The 20,071-nt window shown below is 39.6% G+C and carries 23 protein-coding genes; 14 read left to right on the top strand and 9 right to left on the bottom strand.

The window, feature by feature from the left end:
- On the top strand, positions 1-966 hold the full coding sequence (locus tag ACNKW3_RS11920; protein ID WP_427399520.1) for an alpha/beta fold hydrolase: 966 nt from the start codon (positions 1-3) through the stop codon (positions 964-966).
- An 81-nt stretch (positions 967-1,047) separates the two neighbouring features.
- Positions 1,048-1,512, top strand: a complete 465-nt coding sequence (gene trmL / locus ACNKW3_RS11915) for a tRNA (uridine(34)/cytosine(34)/5-carboxymethylaminomethyluridine(34)-2'-O)-methyltransferase TrmL (protein ID WP_427399519.1) — start codon at positions 1,048-1,050, stop codon at positions 1,510-1,512.
- Here trmL and gpsA read toward each other — a convergent pair.
- From gpsA to ACNKW3_RS11895, 4 genes are read right to left on the bottom strand one after another with little or no spacing between them, the layout of a single operon-like run.
- Positions 1,509-2,519 (bottom strand): NAD(P)H-dependent glycerol-3-phosphate dehydrogenase, encoded by a 1,011-nt coding sequence (gene gpsA, locus ACNKW3_RS11910; protein ID WP_427399518.1) that lies wholly within the window; start codon positions 2,517-2,519, stop codon positions 1,509-1,511. The two genes, trmL and gpsA, sit on opposite strands and share 4 nt — an antisense overlap.
- Positions 2,520-3,041 (bottom strand): protein-export chaperone SecB, encoded by a 522-nt coding sequence (gene secB, locus ACNKW3_RS11905; RefSeq protein ID WP_427399517.1) that lies wholly within the window; start codon positions 3,039-3,041, stop codon positions 2,520-2,522.
- Positions 3,042-3,078: 37 nt separating this feature from the next.
- Complete coding sequence (gene grxC, locus ACNKW3_RS11900; protein ID WP_427399516.1) at positions 3,079-3,336, bottom strand: glutaredoxin 3; 258 nt, start codon at positions 3,334-3,336, stop codon at positions 3,079-3,081.
- Positions 3,337-3,354: 18 nt separating this feature from the next.
- Complete coding sequence (locus ACNKW3_RS11895; protein WP_427399515.1) at positions 3,355-3,780, bottom strand: rhodanese-like domain-containing protein; 426 nt, start codon at positions 3,778-3,780, stop codon at positions 3,355-3,357.
- Between the two features lie 383 nt (positions 3,781-4,163).
- On the opposite strand from ACNKW3_RS11895, the gene gpmI reads away from it, so the two are divergent.
- Positions 4,164-5,693, top strand: coding sequence for a 2,3-bisphosphoglycerate-independent phosphoglycerate mutase (gene gpmI, locus ACNKW3_RS11890; protein ID WP_427399514.1), 1,530 nt, complete (start codon positions 4,164-4,166; stop codon positions 5,691-5,693).
- A 1-nt stretch (position 5,694) separates the two neighbouring features.
- Positions 5,695-6,873, top strand: coding sequence for a murein hydrolase activator EnvC family protein (locus tag ACNKW3_RS11885; protein ID WP_427399513.1), 1,179 nt, complete (start codon positions 5,695-5,697; stop codon positions 6,871-6,873).
- An 18-nt stretch (positions 6,874-6,891) separates the two neighbouring features.
- Here the strand turns inward: ACNKW3_RS11885 and ACNKW3_RS11880 are convergent, their stop codons facing one another.
- The gene (locus tag ACNKW3_RS11880) at positions 6,892-8,061 is read right to left on the bottom strand and encodes an NRAMP family divalent metal transporter (protein WP_427399512.1); all 1,170 of its coding nucleotides are present in this window, start codon (positions 8,059-8,061) and stop codon (positions 6,892-6,894) included.
- An 81-nt stretch (positions 8,062-8,142) separates the two neighbouring features.
- Between ACNKW3_RS11880 and ACNKW3_RS11875 the strand changes: the two genes are divergently transcribed.
- A complete protein-coding gene (locus ACNKW3_RS11875; RefSeq protein ID WP_427399511.1) occupies positions 8,143-8,766 on the top strand; it encodes a UPF0149 family protein in 624 nt (207 codons plus the stop codon).
- A gap of 166 nt (positions 8,767-8,932) precedes the next feature.
- Here the strand turns inward: ACNKW3_RS11875 and hemJ are convergent, their stop codons facing one another.
- Both hemJ and ACNKW3_RS11865 read right to left on the bottom strand, forming a co-directional pair.
- Positions 8,933-9,361: a protoporphyrinogen oxidase HemJ gene (hemJ, locus tag ACNKW3_RS11870; RefSeq protein ID WP_427399510.1), complete on the bottom strand. Its 429-nt coding sequence runs from the start codon at positions 9,359-9,361 to the stop codon at positions 8,933-8,935.
- Between the two features lie 8 nt (positions 9,362-9,369).
- Positions 9,370-11,139, bottom strand: a complete 1,770-nt coding sequence (locus ACNKW3_RS11865) for a chloride channel protein (RefSeq protein WP_427399509.1) — start codon at positions 11,137-11,139, stop codon at positions 9,370-9,372.
- A gap of 93 nt (positions 11,140-11,232) precedes the next feature.
- On the opposite strand from ACNKW3_RS11865, the gene ACNKW3_RS11860 reads away from it, so the two are divergent.
- Together ACNKW3_RS11860 and erpA are read left to right on the top strand one after the other, a co-directional pair.
- Positions 11,233-11,958, top strand: a complete 726-nt coding sequence (locus ACNKW3_RS11860) for a DUF6776 family protein (protein WP_427399508.1) — start codon at positions 11,233-11,235, stop codon at positions 11,956-11,958.
- Positions 11,959-12,031: 73 nt separating this feature from the next.
- Positions 12,032-12,376, top strand: a complete 345-nt coding sequence (gene erpA, locus ACNKW3_RS11855) for an iron-sulfur cluster insertion protein ErpA (protein ID WP_427399507.1) — start codon at positions 12,032-12,034, stop codon at positions 12,374-12,376.
- A 17-nt stretch (positions 12,377-12,393) separates the two neighbouring features.
- On the opposite strand, the gene ACNKW3_RS11850 is transcribed toward erpA, so the two are convergent.
- Positions 12,394-13,347, bottom strand: a complete 954-nt coding sequence (locus tag ACNKW3_RS11850) for a hypothetical protein (protein WP_427399506.1) — start codon at positions 13,345-13,347, stop codon at positions 12,394-12,396.
- 193 nt (positions 13,348-13,540) lie between these two features.
- Here ACNKW3_RS11850 and tatA point away from each other — a divergent pair, with 193 nt between their 5' ends.
- From tatA to hemB, 7 genes are all read left to right on the top strand, one after another.
- Positions 13,541-13,774 (top strand): twin-arginine translocase TatA/TatE family subunit, encoded by a 234-nt coding sequence (tatA, locus tag ACNKW3_RS11845; RefSeq protein ID WP_427399505.1) that lies wholly within the window; start codon positions 13,541-13,543, stop codon positions 13,772-13,774.
- A 5-nt stretch (positions 13,775-13,779) separates the two neighbouring features.
- Positions 13,780-14,151: a Sec-independent protein translocase protein TatB gene (tatB, locus tag ACNKW3_RS11840; RefSeq protein WP_427399504.1), complete on the top strand. Its 372-nt coding sequence runs from the start codon at positions 13,780-13,782 to the stop codon at positions 14,149-14,151.
- On the top strand, positions 14,135-14,881 hold the full coding sequence (gene tatC / locus ACNKW3_RS11835) for a twin-arginine translocase subunit TatC (RefSeq protein ID WP_427399503.1): 747 nt from the start codon (positions 14,135-14,137) through the stop codon (positions 14,879-14,881). The genes tatB and tatC overlap by 17 nt, the downstream gene beginning before the upstream one ends.
- Positions 14,874-15,374, top strand: coding sequence for a hypothetical protein (locus tag ACNKW3_RS11830; protein ID WP_427399502.1), 501 nt, complete (start codon positions 14,874-14,876; stop codon positions 15,372-15,374). Before tatC ends, ACNKW3_RS11830 begins: the two co-directional genes overlap by 8 nt.
- Positions 15,375-15,376: 2 nt before the next feature.
- Positions 15,377-16,162 (top strand): TatD family hydrolase, encoded by a 786-nt coding sequence (locus tag ACNKW3_RS11825; RefSeq protein ID WP_427399501.1) that lies wholly within the window; start codon positions 15,377-15,379, stop codon positions 16,160-16,162.
- Position 16,163: 1 nt separating this feature from the next.
- On the top strand, positions 16,164-18,041 hold the full coding sequence (locus ACNKW3_RS11820; RefSeq protein ID WP_427399500.1) for a sensor domain-containing diguanylate cyclase: 1,878 nt from the start codon (positions 16,164-16,166) through the stop codon (positions 18,039-18,041).
- A 176-nt stretch (positions 18,042-18,217) separates the two neighbouring features.
- Positions 18,218-19,213, top strand: coding sequence for a porphobilinogen synthase (gene hemB, locus ACNKW3_RS11815; protein ID WP_427399499.1), 996 nt, complete (start codon positions 18,218-18,220; stop codon positions 19,211-19,213).
- Here the strand turns inward: hemB and panC are convergent.
- Positions 19,210-20,058, bottom strand: coding sequence for a pantoate--beta-alanine ligase (gene panC, locus ACNKW3_RS11810; RefSeq protein ID WP_427399498.1), 849 nt, complete (start codon positions 20,056-20,058; stop codon positions 19,210-19,212). The genes hemB and panC overlap by 4 nt on opposite strands.
- Positions 20,059-20,071 lie beyond the last annotated feature (13 nt).

The following is a 20,071-nucleotide window of genomic DNA, read 5'->3' as shown; positions in this document are numbered from 1 at the left end:
GTGTTTCTTAGCTGCGAAGATCAACTCCATGAAACTTACTGGCAAACCTTTATGCCATTCATGGATGAAAAAATGCTTACTGGTCGTGTCGCTATGGCCAATAACGTAGAAATCTACTATCAATTTTATCAACCCGAAAACGCAAAGGCATTGGTAGTGATAATGCCAGGAAGAGCGGAATCTTGCTTTAAATATGCTGAACTTTGCTACGAAATGCAAAAAAATGGGTTTGCTATTTTGTTGTTTGATCACCAAGGGCAGGGCTTATCAACAAGACGGTGTTTAAATCCACAAATTGGGTTTGTCGACCAATTTGAAGATTATATTCAGGACGCTATACAGCTTATTGGGACAGTACAAACTGAGCAATCAATAACTAATTTGCCGATATATTTACTGGCCCATTCAATGGGAGGAGCCATTGGTAGTTGCGTAATGATCGAAAAACCAGCGTTATTTGAAAAAGCTGTTTTAATGGCGCCTATGTATGGTATTTCTGCGCCTATACCTGTTTGGTTGGCAAAAAAACTTGTGAGTATTGGATTAAAACGACAGCTAAATAAGCAATTGGACGCCGATTACTTTTGGGGGCAACAAAATTATATCCCTGTTGAGTTTTCGAAGAACCATCTCACTCATTCTCAACAAAGATACCAATATTTTGTCGAAACCCATTCACAGAACGCGAAATTACAACTGGGTGGGGTGAGTTTCCAATGGTTGCAACAGGCGTTTAGAATGATGGAATATATCAAGGTAAATCTAGATAGAATACAAACCCCGAGTAAAATATTTCTGGCAACTCAAGATACTGTAGTCAATAGCGACGAAATAAAAAAACTAGCGAATAGGGTTAAAAATGCGCAGTTAATAGAAGTACAGGGCGCGAAACATGAAATTTTATTCGAAACGGATGACTTGCGTCACTTTGCGCTACGTCAGATCTTTGATTTTTTTGAGCTCTAAATCTTCAAACTATACGCTTTTGTCTATAGCTGTTGCCATAATCTGATAGACTATTTGTTTTGAATTAACGAATTAGTAATTATGTTAGACGTTGTCTTGTATCAACCTGAAATCCCACCAAATACTGGTAATATTGTCAGGCTTTGCGCGAACACCGGCTATGCTTTGCATTTGATTGAGCCTCTGGGCTTTGATTTGGATGAAAAGAAAGTCAGAAGAGCGGGCTTGGATTATCATGAGTTAGCACGCGTTAAACGTCATGCCTGCTTAGAGGATTATATTAATAGCGAAAAACCAACACGTATTTTTGCTTGCACGACTAAAGGTAAAACCTTTCACTCTCAAGCTTCCTACCAAAAAAGTGACGCCTTGCTGTTTGGACCTGAAACCCGGGGGCTTCCTAATGAGGTGATTCAATCCTTACCAGAAGAATGTAGGGTTAGAATTCCTATGACGGCTAATAGTCGAAGTATGAACTTGTCGAATTCAGTTGCTGTGTTTATTTACGAAAGTTGGCGCCAATTGGGATTTGAGAATGGGGGTTAATTAATCTCGTTCTTTTGTTCTCGGCCTAAAAGGGCCAGGGCTGCTAATTTGGGCAATTTGTTTTCATACAACACTTGATAAATTTGTTCGCAAATTGGCATCTCAATGTTCTGGCGGCTAGCTAGAATATGTACTTCTTCTGTATTTCGATAGCCTTCCACTACTTGACCTATGCTCTCTATGGCGGCATCAACTGACATGCCTTGACCAAGCGCTAAGCCAAATCGACGGTTGCGACTCTGGTTATCTGTGCAAGTGAGTACTAAGTCTCCTAGCCCCGACATACCCATAAATGCTTCTTGAGTACCGCCCAAAGAAACACCTAATCTTGTCAGTTCGGCGAGTCCTCTTGTAATTAACGCTGTTCTTGCATTAGCACCGAAGCCTAATCCATCAGCCAATCCCGCACCTATCGCAATGACGTTTTTGACCGCGCCTCCTAATTGAACACCAATTAGATCATGATTGAGGTAAACCCTAAACCCTTTAGGGTTATGTAATTTTTCAGAAAATTCAGACAGCAACACATCGTCCTTACTAGAAAGTGTTATCGCGGTCGGAAGTGCTGCAGCCATTTCTTTTGCGAAAGTAGGCCCCGATAAAACGCCATGAGGAACTTGAGAACCTATAATCTCTGTAAAAACTTCGTGCAATAGTCGGCCAGTGTGAGGTTCCAAGCCTTTACTAGCCCAAATGACTTTATGTCTATCAGTCAAATATGGCTTTAAATCTTCCAACATAGACTTAAAAGCATGACTGGGAACAACTACTAATAAGTATTCACTTCTTGCAATACAGGAGGCTAGGTCAGAGGTTGGTTCTAGAGATTCAGGAAAAGTGAACTCGCCGAGATATTTTGTATTCTGGCGAGTTTGTATCATGTCATCTATTTGCTGCTTATCTCTTCCCCAAAGATAAGTGTGATTGTTATTGCGTGCCAAACAAAACCCGAGCGCAGTTCCATAGGAACCGGCTCCTAACACGGTTACACAATCAGAGTTGCTCATTTAGCCGTCGAGTTGCTGACTGTTCTGTTGAGCGTTTGCATGCTCTTGTTGACGTTTTTGCACATAAGCTGCAAAAATTGCGTCAAAATTCACTGGTGCAAGGTTCAAAGTAGGGAAAGTACCGCGATTGACTAAATTTGAAACAGCTTCTCTAGCATATGGGAAAAGCATATTTGGACAGAACGAACCTAAGGTATGCGCCTTGTTTGAGTTAGGCATTTCACCAATCATGAAGATACCTGCTTGTTGCACTTCACATAAAAATGCTGTCTGTCCTTCAACAGTAGAAGTAACCGTCAATGATAGAACCACTTCATATAAATTGGTATCTAGCTCAGCAGTGCGAGTGTCAATATCAAGCTTGATTTCAGGCTTATATTCTTTTTGAAATATCGCTGGTGAATTTGGTGTTTCAAACGAAATGTCTTTCGTATAAATTCGCTGAAGGTTAAATTGTACTTCTTGAGGCTGTTGCGCTTGACCTGCTGCTTGTCCTTCAGCGCTATTATTCTCGTCTGCCATCTTGTGTTCCTATTTTAAAATTACTACTAAATGTGTCTTACCCTTGTAGCAGGGCATCTAATTTATTTTGCGATTCCAATGCGTAGAGGTCGTCACAACCACCTACATGCTGATCGCCAATGAAAATTTGAGGAACTGTATAGCTACCATTCGCTCGCTCGATCATGGGATCTCTTAAATCTGGGTTTTTATCAATTTCGAATTCGATATATTCAACGCCCTTGTGCGCAAGTAACGCCTTAGCTCGTTTACAGTAAGGACAATAACCCTTGGTATATATTTCGACTTTTTGCATATTATAAACCGTTCTGTTTTATTTACTAACGGGTAGACCAGCTGATGTCCAGCCATTCATTCCGCCGTCAAGTACGTATACATCACTAAAGCCTTGTTTACTTAACTTATTAGCTACGCCGGAAGCAAGATTACCCATATTACAAACCACTATAATGGGTGTGTTTTTTTGCTTTTCAAGTTTGCTGAAGTTTGCTTCTCTTACTTCTTCCGGTTTTATTTGCCTTGCGCCTTGAATATGTCCATTTTTAAACTCTTTTTGAGCGCGTATATCGAGAATAACAGCATCTTGCTTATTGATTAACATAGTCGCTTGATGATTATTCACCCGCTTAACCGAAGTAAGCATTGGGGAGATAAATGAATAGACCAATAGTACCGCACATACGGCCCAACCAGCTGACAACATCCAATTATCTTGAAGAAAAACAATAAATTGTTCCATGTTTGATGATTCCTGCAAATTTCATCATGAATTTAAGACGCGCAAGTATATAGAAAATTGAATGAAAACTCATTAAGAAAACAAAGGACACGCAAATTTGTTTACACCAAACTATGGGACACGCATATTTTTCAATTGTAACTTCGCAAAACTAGAACTTTGAGTGTCCCATCTATTGATTGAGTGTCCTATCTATTCCTATCTGTTCAAAACGTCATTAAAGTAATCAAATAGCAAAATAAACTAAGCAAAGGTTGATCCCGAAAAATGATATGGTTATACATATTAAGTAACATTAGTTTAGATGTAATTTATTTAGGTGTTTATAGCGCCCCAAAATATTGGTAAATTAACTACATAATTTTATTACGAACGGGATTCTCATGACGACGAAAAAAAAGCCATTGGCTCTTATAATTCTTGATGGGTGGGGCTATCGAGAAGAAACTAAGAATAATGCAATTGCAGCGGCGAACACACCAAATTTAGATAAACTGAAAAAAGAATACACCAATACTTTAATTTCAGGGTCAGGTTTGGATGTTGGATTACCTGAAGGACAAATGGGTAATTCTGAAGTTGGTCATGTAAACTTAGGTGCAGGACGTGTTGTTTATCAAGACTTCACAAAAATCACCAAAGCAATAGAAGATGGTGATTTTTTTGAAAATCAAGCACTGACCGGAGCTATAGATAAAGCTGTCGAGAGTGGTTCTAATGTTCACATAATGGGGTTGTTGTCAGATGGGGGCGTTCATTCTCACCAAGACCACATTTTTGCTGCAATTAAATTAGCCAAAGATAAAGGTGTCAAACAAATTTACGTCCATGGTTTTCTTGACGGCAGAGATACCCCCCCGCAAAGCGCTGAAAAATACATCGCAAAAACACTTTCTGTATGCAAAGACATTAATGGCGCAGAGCTTGCGACAGTGATTGGTCGCTACTATGCGATGGACAGAGACAATAGATGGGATAGGGTAGAAAAAGCCTATGATCTCCTTGTTAACGCAAAAGCCGAATATGTAAATAATGATTTGGAAGATGCCATAAAGGCTTCTTACGAAAGAAAAGAAAATGACGAGTTTGTAAAGCCCACCATGATAGAGGATTATCCTGGTATTAAAGATGGTGATGCCGTTTTGTTTATGAATTTCCGAGCAGACCGGGCTCGTCAACTATCCCATGCCCTAGCAAACCCTGAGTTTGACGGTTTCGACCGAGGTCAACAAATTAAAATGCATTTTGTGATGTTGACTGAATTTGAAAGCACGTTGAAAGTACCTTGCGCGTTTCCAACCGAACATCTAGTAAACGTGATGGGTGAATGGTTAGCAAAGCACAATAAAACCCAACTGAGAATATCTGAAACCGAAAAATTTGCTCACGTAACGTTTTTCTTTAGTGGTGGTAAAGAAGATGAATATGAAGGTGAACAACGTAAGTTAATACCCTCACCTGATGTGGCGACCTATGATCTGCAACCTGAAATGAATTCCGAAAAACTCACTGACGAATTAGTCGCTGCAATTGAATCTGGTGATTTTGATGTGATTATCTGTAATTATCCTAACGGCGACATGGTTGGACATACAGGGGTTTTTGAAGCGGCGGTCAAAGCATGCGAAGCTGTTGACAAAAGTATAGGGCGAGTCATTGAAGCTTTAGAAAAAGTTGGTGGAGAGTGTTTAATTACCGCTGATCATGGAAATGCGGAGCAAATGATTGACCCTGACACAGGAGTTACGCATACTGCACATACAAGTGAGCCAGTTCCCTTTATTTATTTTGGAAGACCAGCCGAGTCTCGCAAAAATGGTACTTTGAGCGATGTTGCTCCCACAATGCTACATTTGATGGGAATGGAACAGCCTAAAGAGATGACAGGGACGCCAATAGTAACTTTGAAATAGAATGAGACAACAAAAAGCCCAAGTGAAACGAACCTGTTCTACATTTTCCTCAATTTGTATATTCGTTTTATCTTTGGGCTTTTTGCCCTTCAGTTACGCCCAAGATCAGCGCGACGATCTTGAAAATATCAAAGCTCTAATCGAGCAAACCAAAGCTCAACTCGCCGAAAACCTTAAAGACAGTGAAAGATTACAGCAAGAATTAAAATTAGCTGAATTAGAGATTGCAGAAACCGCCACGCTACTGAATAAAACTGACCGCGCATTAGTGCAGACCAATAAAGACATCACTGCTTTAGAAGTGGAAAAATCGGTGACTGAAAAAAAAATTGGGCAACAGCAAGAATACTTAGCGAATCAACTGAAAAGCGCTTTTATGGCCGGTGATTATGATTATGCGAAAATGTTGTTTAACCAAGAAAAAGCCAGCTCATTGGAAAGAGTCTTAACTTACTACCAGTATTTAAATAAAGCGAGAAAAGCACAAATTGAATCTTTCAGAGGACTAATAAAGACCTTTGAAGAGGTAACCCAGCAGTTAGACAAAAAACGCAATGACTTGAACAATCTTAAAGTTGAACAAAAGCAGCAAAGTGATCAGCTACGGAATCAGCAACAAGCCAGATTCGCAAAATTACGGGAATTAAATCAACAAATTGAGACTGATCAAGCGCGCGTCGCTAGATTGGAAGAACAAGAAAAATCTCTGATAAATGCAATAGAGCAGGCTGAATTAGCTGCGGCAAGAGCAAGGGAAAGATCAACTTCATCTGTGGTCTTATCCGGACTCAATGGCATGCAAGGCTCGCTGGTAAAACCGACCAATGGCCGAGTGGAAGCCTTGTTTGGCAAACGTAGACAAGGGCAGGTTAGATGGAAGGGCATAGTGGTTCGCGCCTCTGCTGGCACCCCAGTTTCTGCGGTTGCAGATGGAAAAGTACTTTACGCAGATTGGTTAAGGGGCTTTGGCTTAGTGGTAATTGTTGATCACGGAGAAGGCTACATGTCAGTGTATGGGCGCAATCAAGCGGTGTTAAAAAATGTTGGCGATGTTGTCTCTCAAGGAGACACCATCAGTTTGGTTGGGACCAGTGGAGGTCAAGATGAAGCAAGTTTGTATTTCGAAATAAGACACAAAGGTAAGGCGCTTAATCCTACACAATGGCTCGCAAGTCTCTAATATACAAAAGCTACTTTTTTAGCCTATTAACTTCATTAGTGAAAGCAGAAACACCACCAAAATGACACTTATAGCGGCCAAATTCACGCCTCGGGAATTAGTTTTACTTTTCATTATTTTTGTACTATTGCAAGCAATTAGCAACAAGATGGCCGAAATTGGCAATAAAATCGCGTTTGTTGTTTGAGCTAATAAAATTACACTGAAAGGCTTAAAGCCTAAACTAGAGACTAATGTACCAAAGATAACTATGAGCAAGGCTACCGACATAAAGCCTTTGTGTTTAAGTGATTGCGTCCATCCAAAAAGTCCTGATATGGCATAACTTGCAGCTAAAGGCGCGGTAATTGCGCTGGTGATACCCGCAGAAAAAAGACCTAAAGCAAAAAATATACTGGCTCTTTCTCCGAGCACTGGTTCTAATTGTTGAGCAAGGTTTTGTTTATCTAACATGATGCCTTGAGCAAAAAAGGCGGTAGCTGCGCTAGAAATGATAGCTAATGTCACAAGACCACCAAGGCCAAGACTCAAGAATAACGGCCATTCTTTATCTTGCTCAGATGACTTATCGGCGGCTGTCATGCCGGAATGTAAAAATAGGTTATAAGGTACAATGGTAGTGCCAATTAGTGCTAATACTAAACTAAGGAGCGTAACGTCTTGGAATCTAGGGATTAATCCAAAGGCCAGGGAAGACCAGTTGATGCCAATGACAAACATAAGCGATATAAACATAAAACTCATGCCAGCAACCAGCAGTACTAATACCTTTTCTAGAATCTGATATTTACCGGAGATAAGTAAAATTGCAGCGATGGAACCTATAAGAATTGACCATAGAGATAAACTTCCGCCAAAGGTGCTTTGTATACCAAGTGCTGCGCCCGTAATGTTGCCTCCTTCGTAGGCGGCATTTCCGATCCCAATGGCGCAGATAATCAAAAAACTAACTAAAAATTTGGCTGGCTTGTTTGTAATTAGCAATAGGGTGGCTTCAGATAGGCCAATTTTGCCATAGGCTCCCAGTCTGTGGGCCATTAATTGTAGGATGCAGGTTGCAAATATTGAAAACACAAGGGCCCAGACAATTTGATAACCTAATTCTGCGCCTACAACTGATGCAGTAGTGACTGTTCCTGGACCAATAAATGCCGCTGTGACAATAATGCCTTTAATTGCTGTTTTCATTTTATTGTTATAGTTTTATCCGTCGTTGATACAGGCTATCATGAGCAAATTATAGAAAACAATTATAATCATCAAGGTGTTATGCAAACAGACTTGAAACAGCTTTTCGAATCTTCCGAAGATACTTATTTTTTACACAATAGATATTATGTTGAAGGCGTTGTGATGGGCGCTTGTGTTTGTCCAGAAATTCCCTTACCGGATGTTTGGTTGCCTTGGACCATTAATATTCAAAGCCGAGTCAAAGATACCGCGCAGGCCGATAGAGTATTTGAGCAACTGTTTGAATACTTCCGGCATGTTCTAACGGAAATGCGAACCGAGCATTTTCAGTTACCTGACTATATTGAGTTTCAATATGAGGGAGATAATTTTGCTTTAGAGTCTTTTTTTCAAGGACTGCTTGTTGCTCATCATCAAAGCGAAAAAGTGTGGCAACATGCTTGGCAGAAAATGCAAGTTAAATCCCCAGAGCTTGCGCCGAAATTAGCCAAAAAACTCAAACATTGTTTAATGATGTTCAGTACCTTCTCAGATGTGAATGCTGCACTTGATAAAGCCAAAGCTCGTGGGCAAATTGATTTTGGTAATAACCTACAAAAGATTTCAGCGTCGTTGCCACTGGCGATGCAGCAATATATTGAAATTTCAGGCGCGCTTGTAGACTTCCTACCAAACCAATTTGAGACATTTATCCAAGACTAAATTTTTGCGTGTCCCATGATGAAATGCCATATATTGAAATTTCAGGCGCGCTTGTAGACTTCCTACCAAACCAATTTGAGACATTTATCCAAGACTAAATTTTTGCGTGTCCCATGATGAAATGCCAAATGGTGGACTTCAGGATTTAAAAACTGCGTGTCCTGGATTAAAATGGTTTGAGAATTGCCAAAATCACAATAGCCAACAAGGCTAACACTGGCAGTTCATTTAAAAATCGATAAAACCTTGGGCTATGTTTATTTTGGTCTTGTGCGAATTGCTTAAGCAAAACATACAAATATCCGTGGTAAACATAAAATAGAGTGACCAGTAATAACTTAGCATGCAGCCAGCCGCTTAATTTTAGCCATTGTCCACCATATTGATAAATGATGAGCAAGCCAAGCACCAAAGTCAAAATTGCAAAAGGCGTTACGAAGAACCAGAGTCTTCGTTCCATGATTTTGAACTGATCGCGTATTTCTTGAGACTGAGTTTCAGCGTGGTAAACAAAAAGACGAGGAAGGTAAAATATCCCCGCCATCCAAGCGATCATAAAAAATACGTGAAAAGCTTTTAACCACAGAATGTTCAAAATGACTCCTAATGCTGTTTTCTAAGTAGATAAGTATGAAGCATGTTCCAAGTGATGATCCCCATTATATTCTGTTCTCTTAAATTTTGGACACGCAAAGTTTGTTGGCTAATCTCATCTATACTCATAAAGTGTTGTTCACGATTCGCAATTTGATCTATCACTACTACTGCACCTTCTCTTTTGTTGTAAAGCGCGTCATGGACATCGGCCAGAGTGTGTTGTTGTGTGAGTACAGTAACATTTTGGGTGCTAAGGGCATGGTCATTTTGATGCAGGCTTACACTTAAGCTTACCCATTCGATGCTTGTTTGGGTATATTCATCACCTTTAATATGAATAAGTTTTTGATCTGGGGTATGCTGTAAAAACTCATAAAGACCTTCATGGTCAACGTTTTCCATTACTGCGAAATTTTTATCAATAAGCGCTAAAACACCAGTGTATTGAAGCATTCCTCTGATTGCAGTACTGGCGTACGGTAGCCCCTGAAAATCCAATTGCTGAATAAAAATTGAACTGTTTTTCCACAATTGTTTAGAGGTGATATAAGCGGTGACTATCACGATAATCGCAGGCAAAACCACGCGAGAATCAGCGGCTAATTCCATTGCTGCGGAAAGGGCGGCCATTGGCGCATGCAGCACGGTTGCTAAAAATCCCGCTAACCCTAGTAACGCATAGTTGGTAACAGAAGATACTTCACCAATGTATGATAAAGGCACTATTAACAACATGCCTAAAAGCATGCCGATAACCATTACGGCGCCAACAATACCGCCAGGTACACCTAAGCCTATGGCTATAGTGGCTAACATGAACTTGCAAGCAAACAAAATGAGTAGAACTTGAAAACTTTGTGAATCGGTAAGTAGTTTTTCTACATTGATAAATTCAGCTCCTAGCGCTGCTGGGTAAAAATATCCAATTGCCCCAGTGATGACTGCGGCTATCAACAATCTTGCTACCATATTGGTATGGCGGAAAAAAGCCATGATTAGCATCAGTTGTTTATTGAACAATGCGGCCATGGAGCCAATACAAAATCCAATAAAGACGAGATACAAAAGCTCTAAACCAGAAATAGGGGTAAATGTTAAAAACGACAGTTCATTTACATCACCAAACACCGCTCGTGTTAGCACCGAACCGCAGGCTGCTGCCAGCATGACAGGAATGAAAACATGTACTTTATACTCTCTGAGCACCACCTCCATTACAAAAATAACGGCAGCAAATGGGGTATTAAATGCGGCTGAGATTCCTGCTGCAATGCCACACCCGGCTAAAATTCTCAAAGAATTAAATGGCAAGCTTAGCCAACGGCCGACATAATGACTCGCAGCGGCGGCAAGATGCACGCTTGGACCTTCTTTCCCTACCACAAAGCCACTCCCCAAAGCTAAAATACCACCGAAGAATTGGTTTACAGATGTCGGCAGTGGAATGTGGCCATAAAACATTTTTAGCCGATGTATAACAAAGGGGATACCTAAACGATAGTGTTTAAATCCTGTAATAAGCGCAACCAACAAAACCAAGCCTATGGCTACAATTGGTAATAAAAAGCGTTGCCAGTCAGGTAAATAAGCGTAATTACCAATTTCGCCCAACATTAATTGGTGCCAAAGGGTTAAACTGCCACGAAATAGTACAATCACAATGGCTGCAATGACGCCGCCAATCAATCCCACTAAACATAGCTCTATGGAAGTCGAAGGAATCGACAACATCTTTCGTAGGTGTTGAAGCAATTTTTGCAGTAATGATTTTTGCATGTCTATTGTTATTCTGACACTTTTCGTTATATTGCGGTCATATTTTGCGGATTTAACTGTATACTAGCACAGAAGAAAATTCGGGGAGAATATTTGTTGCAAGTTGGTGAATCAAAACAACAAGTTGGACTAATTAGTCGATATTGGATTTGGGTGGTGGCAGTCATAGTTTTTTGTGCATTAGGATTTCAATTAGGCAAAACCAGCATTAAAGTCGATATAGAAGAACAAGCTAGAGCAAAGCAAACCACGCAAAATTTAATTTCAGAAAATGAACGGCTAAATGCAGATCTAAATAAGCTCAAGATTGAAAAAGATGTGTTGAAATTGAGTCTAGAAAACACCAAAGAATCTTTATCTCAAGCATTAGACAAGACATCTGATCTTAGACAACAGGTTTCGTTTTATCAACGAGTGATGGCGCCAGAGATGACCCAAGATGGCTTTGTGGTTGAACGAGCCGAAATTACTAAAAATGCTAGCGAAAACAACTACTCAATTAAATTGATGCTATTGCAACAAGAAAATATTAAGGCTGTGATCAAAGGGCAGTTGAAAGTGGTTTTGTTGGGCAGTCTTAATGGAAAAGCTTCATCTATGAATGTCGATCAATTGCGGGGAAATCCAACAAGTCCTTTAGCCTTTGCCTTTAAATATTTTCAAGTAATTGAATTTAACATCACAGTGCCTGACGGTTTTGTTCCTGAACGATTTGAAATTTCCACTGACGTGTATAAGTACAATCGAAAACGAGGTTCTTATTCAACGTCTATCTCTTGGCGAGAAGCGCTTGCTGAAGAACCTATAATACTTGATTAAATTAGTCAGGTACTAGATAATTCGCACCAAGATGTCGGCGAGAAGCCGGATGCAAATTAACTGGAGTTATTAAATGACTGTAGAAACAGCAATGCCGATTGAGTTTAGTGATGCCGCGGCAAAAAAAGTCAAAACATTAATCGAAGAAGAGCAAAACCCCGAATTAAAGTTACGTGTGTATGTCACAGGCGGTGGTTGTTCAGGTTTTCAGTATGGTTTCACCTTTGACGAAAAAGTAAATGAAGGTGATATGACCATAGAAAAAGATGCTGTAACTTTAGTGGTAGACCCCATGAGTTTGCAATATTTGGTTGGTGGTACCGTAGATTACACCGAGGGTTTAGAAGGTTCTCGTTTTCTTGTAAATAATCCTAATGCGACGACCACTTGTGGCTGTGGCGCTAGTTTTAGTATCTAATTTTTCAACATGCGAGGTTAGGTTTCGAAATGTACTTCAAACCTAACTGCCATGCCTAGGCTTGCTCTAAAATCTTCTTTGCGAAGCCATAAAACATAAGGCTCTAACTCAATAAATAGCCACTCTCTCAAAAATTTCTGTTTGTATCTAACGCTCATAAACATTTGTTCTTTTCGATAGTTTGGTCTTGTTACTCCCTCGATACTAGCGGTATAAAGATAACTGGCGCTGTCGTCTTTTAATAGTAGATATTGAAACTCATGACGCCAGTACCAATCGTCCGAAGGATCTCTAAATCGAAAACTATTATTGAATTCGACTCCCGATGTTTCGTTTAACTCAATGCCTAAAACACCATTGAATTCAAATCCTAGCTTGTCTTCTGAATAGTAATTGGCCTCTGCAAAATAAAATAAGTGGATTTTCTCATCTATTTTGTAAACATCAGTATAGCGCGTTCTAGTGTACAACTGGCTACCACGACCAAATCCTAAGCGGTAGCTAATCTTGTCGTCTTCTTTGGTTTTGAACTGTAATGCTAAAACAGGTTTGTTACTGTTATTAAATTCATCCCGTCGTGCTGCTTTAACATCTTGCCGGTTAATGTCATCCTCATCGTCAGATAACAATAATTCTACTCGGTTTTCAAAGGCAGGAAGTTTTAATCTGATACGGAATCGAAAATCGAACTCTGCTAAATTTCCGGTTCTTGGCTCCCATCCAAATCGCAGTCGTCCTCGGGTTGTCGCAGGATCATCAACATCAGGATGAACTTTAAACATATCGTTTAGACTATTAGCGGAATTGTCTATGGAGTAATGGAAGCGACAATATGCACTGTCGATCCAATTGTCTTCTAGACAAAAGTCTACCGGTACATCTTTATTTTCGTCAGCGCTTGATTCAACACTAAAGCCGAAAAGGCAGAGAAAACAGGACACGCAAATCGTTAGAATCCGAACTTGGGACACGCAAATTTCCTTTTTTAAGGCTAGCAAACTAAATTTTTGTTTGCGTGTCCTATTATACATATAGATAATTTCCGTCAATATTTTCACTTACCTAGTTTAATTCGAATGATATTAATTAGATAATGGGTATAATGCACGATAATACGTCAACGGCGAATATATCGCCATTTTACAAGTAAAAAAGGATCCTCATATGCCAAGTTTTTGGGAAATATTAATCGTTCTCGGCATCGTCGTTTTACTTTTCGGTACTAAAAAACTCCGAAATGTGGGTAGTGATCTAGGCGCTGCTCTAAAAGGTTTTAAGAAAGCAATGAGCGATGATGAAGACAAATCTAAGCAGCAAGATGCTGACTTTAATGCTGTAGAAGAGAAAAAAACAACGACCGAAACTACTGTTGAACAGAAAGAAAAAGTTAAAGAATAACGCTTATGTTTGATATTGGGTTTTGGGAACTTCTTGTCATTGGCATAATTGCTTTGTTGGTTCTTGGGCCAGAGCGGCTGCCTAGCGCTATCCGTTCTACTATTGACACTGTCCGAAGCATTAAGTCGGTAGCCAATGGATTTAAACAGGAAGTCTCAAATCAACTTAAGACACATGAACTACATGAACATCTAAAAAAGGCCGAAAAAGCTGGATTAGAGAATGTTGGAGAAGATATTCGTCGCAGTGTTGAAGAGCTTAAAGCGGCCGCTGCGTCTGTTCAAACTCCCTACGAACCTACAAAAAAGTCTAATTCCACATCAGAACAAGATATTATTTCCATAGAGCAAAAAAAGCAGAATGACGCAGACCAGTAGTTTAATCTCACACTTAGTAGAATTAAGAAGCCGATTACTTAAGGCCTTAGTAGCGGTACTCATTGTTTTTCTGTGTTTGTTTTATTTCGCTCAGGAAATATACGCTTACATTGCAACACCTTTACTGGCCGAGATGCCAGAAGGCTCTTCAATGATAGCCACAGATGTTGCTTCGCCGTTTCTCGCACCTTTTAAGCTCACTCTAGTTCTGTCATTTTTTATTGCGATACCTGTTGTCTTGTATCAGATTTGGGCGTTTGTTGCTCCAGGATTGTATCGAAATGAGAAGCAACTAGTCGCCCCTCTCTTGATTAGTTCTACCATATTGTTTTATGCGGGAATGGCGTTTGCCTACTATGTCGTATTTCCTTTGGCTTTCATGTTTTTCAACAGCGTGGCGCCAGCGGGCGTATTGATTAGTACGGATATTTCAAGTTACCTAAATTTTGTTTTGAAAATATTTTTTGCTTTTGGTGTAGCCTTTGAAATTCCTGTAGCTATTATTTTAATGTGTTGGACGGGAATTACTGACGCCCAAAGTTTACGGAAAAAACGCCCCTTTGTTGTAGTTGGTGTATTTATCGTGGGTATGCTCTTAACGCCGCCTGATGTAATTTCACAAGTGCTTTTAGCGGTACCAATGTGGCTGCTATACGAGGTTGGGATTATTATAGGTTCCATTTATTCTCGAAAGCGTGAAGCAGAAGAGGAAATTCAGGAAGATGATTAAAAGAATATTGTTTGTGCTATTACTGTTAAATATCAATCAGCTGGTTTTTGCTTCGAATTCACCAAAAGATTGTGCAAAAATTGAATCGGACGAGAAGCGTTTGGCTTGCTACGACGACATATTCAGAGCTGTAAAAAAGGCAAAAAAGGTAGAAAAGCTTGAATCGGTTGAAAGTTCTCGTCCTCAAGAACAGGTAAGAGCAAAACAAATAAGTCAGAGTGAGATAGAAGAGTTTGGCGCTGAAAAGATAGCAAAGCCTATTGCCGATAATAGCCCGACAGAAATCACATCCAAAGTCACTAAAATCGTAGCAGATAGCAGAGGCTTTAGGATCTTTACTCTAAATACAGGGCAAGTTTGGAAAGAAAAAGAAAAAAGCCGCTTGAAAGTAGATGAAGGTGATCAAGTTATTGTCGAAAAAGGCTTTTTATCGTCCTATTTCCTTTCTACGCCAGATTCTAATCGGCGTTCAAAAGTTACAAGAATTAAATAGCTGTGTTTGATATTGGGGTCAATTTATTTGACAAGAGGTTTGACCCCGAAGCTGTTTTATTAGCAGCCTATAAAGCTGGTGTCGAAGGCATTCTGATTATATCAAGTAACCTTGAAGAAGCGGTCAAAGCAAAAGAGTTTTGCGAAAACTTCAATACCTGTCCCATTTCTCTTTATTTCACTGCGGGTGTCCATCCTCATCATGCAAAAGAATGGAATGCCGATTCAAAAAATATTTTAATGGGGTTAATTGATGTCCCTCATTTTGCTGCAATTGGCGAATGCGGATTGGACTTTAATCGTAACTTTTCTACGCCTGAACAACAGATTTTTGCGTTCAAAGAGCAAATTGAATTGGCATCCACCCATAACTTGGGCCTTTATCTACATGAAAGGGATGCCTTTGATACTCAGGTTGAATTATTAACGGGACACGCAAAAAATACAAAATTTAAAATTGCTCATTGTTTCACCGGCAATCAAGCTCAATTAACTCAATATCTCTCTTTAGGATGCTATATTGGGGTCACAGGTTGGGTATGTGATTTAAAAAGAGGCATTGACTTAAGAGAAGCTGTTGGTTCTCTTCCTCTTGAAAGAATGTTATTAGAAACCGATTCTCCATACCTCTTTCCAAAAACCTTAAAATCGAAAAGCCGTATCAATGTACCTGAAAACATTATTCATGTTTCACAAGAAATAGCTGAAATAATTGGTGAAAATGCCGATAGAATACTATCGAAGACTAAGCAAAACGCGTTTAAATTATTTTCAGCATTTAAGGACTGAAATGGAAGCAAACCATATCTTAGCCAGAAATAAGAGCTCTTGGATAGCCGGTATAGTATTTCTTTTTGGTTTAAGTTTGTTATTGCTTACTATGGCTTTAACTAAGAAAGGTTCTGATGCAAGTGTTGCACCGGAACTTTTTTACTATGAACAAACCCAGCAGTTTCTTGAACTCCCCCAAGTATTGGAATTGTCGGAGGATAAGTGGGAAAAAGCGACTAAGAGAAACTCCGGGGTATCGAAAAACCCGTATTGGTTTAAAGCTAATTTCAAAACACCTAATCCATCCTTATCTTACTTAATGGAAATCAACTACGGACTATTAGATCATGTTGATATTTGGATGATAGATGCTGATACACAAGAAATCGTTGCGACCTATACTGTCGGTGATGCGCAAAACTTTGAGTATAGACCAGTACAATACGAGCAATTTTTGCTACCGATTCCTGAAAATATTAAACGCATAGATATATATTTTAAAGTCAGTACTAAAGGGCCGGTAAAAATGCCTATGCGCATTTGGCTAGACTCTGACTTCTTGGAATATAGCGGTGCGCACAAACTATTTATTGGGTTATTTTTTGGCTACATGATGGCAATGGCAGTAGCGAACTTATTTATTTTTGCTACTACAAAAAACAAGACCGCTGGTATCTATACTTGTTATGTATTTTGTTTTGCGATGGTAGTGGCGACCTTACATGGCGTGAGTTTTCGATTCTTCTGGCCAGACAATATTTGGTTTCAAGAGCGCGCCATTTTATTTTTTGCCTGTCTAACAATCGCGTTAATCATTCAATTATCAGTCGATATCTTAGAATTAAAACGAACGAGTAAACGGCTTTATTTAACCTTAAATGCTATCAAGTACGTCTGTTTCATTATGTTTTTCGCGAGTTCAATATTCCCTTATGAAATCATGATAAAGGGAGTTTTGTTAATGATTGCCCTGTCGGCTCCTTTCATTGTGGTGTCAGCAGTAAGTCTCGCAATAAATGGAAGCTTGGTTGCGCAGTTTTTTACCGCTGCTTGGGGAGTCTTATTGCTAAGTGGGTTAACAACGACCTTTGAAAACTTAGGGCTTTATGAGTTTCCTATTGATGGCAGTTATTTGTTAATGGTTGGGGCAATTACTGAGACTATGCTTCTGGCCCTAGCGTTAGCGATGAGTTTCAGTAGTCAATATAAAGAAACTGAAACTGCAAGGGCTTCTGCAATAGAAAGCGAGCGCCAAGCAATTTTGGCCAAAGATGATCTTTTGCGTGTCCAAGAAAAAGCCAAGCAAGAGCTTGAATACAGAGTTGAAGAGCGAACCCTAGAACTAGAAATTGCGTTAAGAGAGTTATCTGAAGCCAATAATGAACTTGAGCGATTAAGTGCAATAGATCCTCTGACTGGGTTAATGAATAGACGTTATTTTGATAAACGATATATCGCTGAAATTCGACGTAGCCGACGAGAAAGAACACCATTGTCAGTCGCTGTTTTGGATATTGACTATTTCAAAAAGGTAAACGATGAATTTGGTCATCTGGCAGGCGATGAATGCTTAAAAACTTTCGCCATTATCTTGCAACAAAACATTAAGCGTCCCGCCGATGTTATTTGTCGTTATGGCGGCGAAGAATTTGTCGCACTTTTACCGAATACGGACCTGTCTGGTGCTAAAAAGCTTATGGAAAACATTCGTAAAGCGACTGAAGAGCACGATACAAAATATCAAAGTAAACATCTGTCGTTTACCGTGAGTATAGGCGTAACTAGCAGAGTTGTGGCGACTGAAGATGAACAAAAATTATTGTTTGGATTTGCAGATAAGTTGCTTTACCAGGCAAAGCAAAATGGCCGCAATGTTGTGATTGCCGAAGATTACTAATATAACCTAGGACACTCAATTTTTTTTGGGACACGCAAAGGTTTGTTGATTAAGTCTGCTCTTCCACTATCAAAGGTTTTACCTTAAAAACAGGCTGATTTAGCGCTGACAAAGGGTCGCAATCCTATTTACTCTGCTGCATAATACACATCAATTAACATAAACTAAGCCTCTATATGTTTCCTAACCATAGACCAAGAAGATTGCGCAGAACGCAGGCAATTCGCCAATTAGTCACAGAAAACTCGCTCCAAGCTAGCGATTTAATTTTTCCGATGTTTGTTTTGGAAGGGGAGCAGCGAAAAGAGCCTGTCGATTCAATGCCCGGCATTTATCGTTTTAGTTTGGATCTTTTAATAGAGGAAGTAAAAGATTGCGTGTCCTACGGTGTGAAAAGTTTCGCATTATTTCCAGTCGTTTCACAAAGTAAAAAATCATTGTTAGCGGAAGAATCTTTTAATACCGACGGTTTAGCGCAAGCGGCAATTCGAGAATTAAAAAGCCGATTTGGTGATGACATTATTTTGATCTCAGATGTAGCGCTGGATCCATTTACTACCCATGGTCAAGATGGCATTATTGACGAACACGGATACGTCCTAAATGACCTCACCTCTGAAACCCTTGTAAAACAAGCGTTAAGTCACGCAGAAGCTGGCGTAGATGTTGTGGCACCCTCTGATATGATGGATGGGCGAGTGGGTAAAATTCGGTCTAATCTTGAGGAAAACGGATTTATAAATACTTGCATCATGGCCTATTCAGCAAAATATGCATCCAGTTACTATGGCCCCTTTAGAGATGCTGTAGGCTCAGCATCTAATTTAAAAGGCGGCGATAAGTCTACTTATCAAATGAATCCTGCCAATAGTGATGAGGCTTTACAAGAAATTGGAATGGATTTAGAGGAAGGCGCTGACATGGTAATGGTGAAGCCTGGGATGCCATATTTAGACATTGTAAGACGTTGTAAAACTGAGTTTTCAGTGCCTACTTTCGCTTACCAAGTCAGTGGAGAATATGCGATGCACGTGGCTGCCTTCAATGCGGGCTGGCTAAATAAAGAGAAAGTGATGATGGAATCACTATTAGCATTTAAAAGAGCTGGCGCAGATGGCATCTTGACCTATTTCGCCAAAGATGCCGCAAAACTATTGGCTACGGATTCTTAAAGAGATACTTGAAGGTTGTCTATAAGTCTGGTTTTTCCGAGAAAAGCCGCGGCTAAGACAACCAATTCTTTATCTTCATAGCTGGGTAACATCAATGTGTTGGCACATCTTATTTCAATATAATCGGTTTTAAATCCAAATTCGCCCAGTGCTTCTTTAGCTTCTGTAATGATTTTAGAGTAGTCTTTTCTTCCCGAAGTCAGTTTATCGGAAACAGTGCAGATCGTTTTATACAAATTAGGCGCAATTTGTTTTTCATTTTCGTTTAAGTAGTTATTTCTGGAACTTAAAGCTAATCCAGATGAATCTCGTTCTGTATCAACGCCGTAAATTTCTAAATTCATGGAAAGATCTGTCACCATAGCTCGAATTACTTGCAGCTGTTGAAAATCTTTTTTGCCAAAATAAGCTTGATTTGGTTGTACCATATTAAATAGTTTACAAACAATGGTCGCAACGCCTCTGAAATGTCCAGGGCGACTAGCACCACAAATCATGTAAGAAATACCGGGCACTTCAACAAATGTTTGTTGTTCTAAACCTCTGGGGTATATATCTTGTGTTTTTGGTAAAAATAATAGATCAACGCCCAGTTTCTCTAGATTTTCGGTGTCTTCTTTTATTGTTCTTGGATAAGCATCTAAATCTTCATCTGGACCAAATTGTAGAGGATTTACAAAGATTGATACTACGACCTTTGAGGCTTTTTTTTGCGCTTCTTTAACGAGCTTAAGATGTCCATTATGCAAATTTCCCATTGTGGGAACAAAAGCAATTTTCTCTCCATCTATTTGCCACTGGCGTCTTAACTCACGTAATTCTAAAATGTTTTCAACTATCTTCATTGTTGCTAAATTC

The sequence above is a fragment of the Glaciecola sp. 1036 genome, assembly GCF_050306235.1.
GTDB lineage: Bacteria > Pseudomonadota > Gammaproteobacteria > Enterobacterales > Alteromonadaceae > Glaciecola.
Note: the sequence above shows the minus strand (reverse complement) of the source record. Positions and strands in the feature narration are given on the sequence as shown.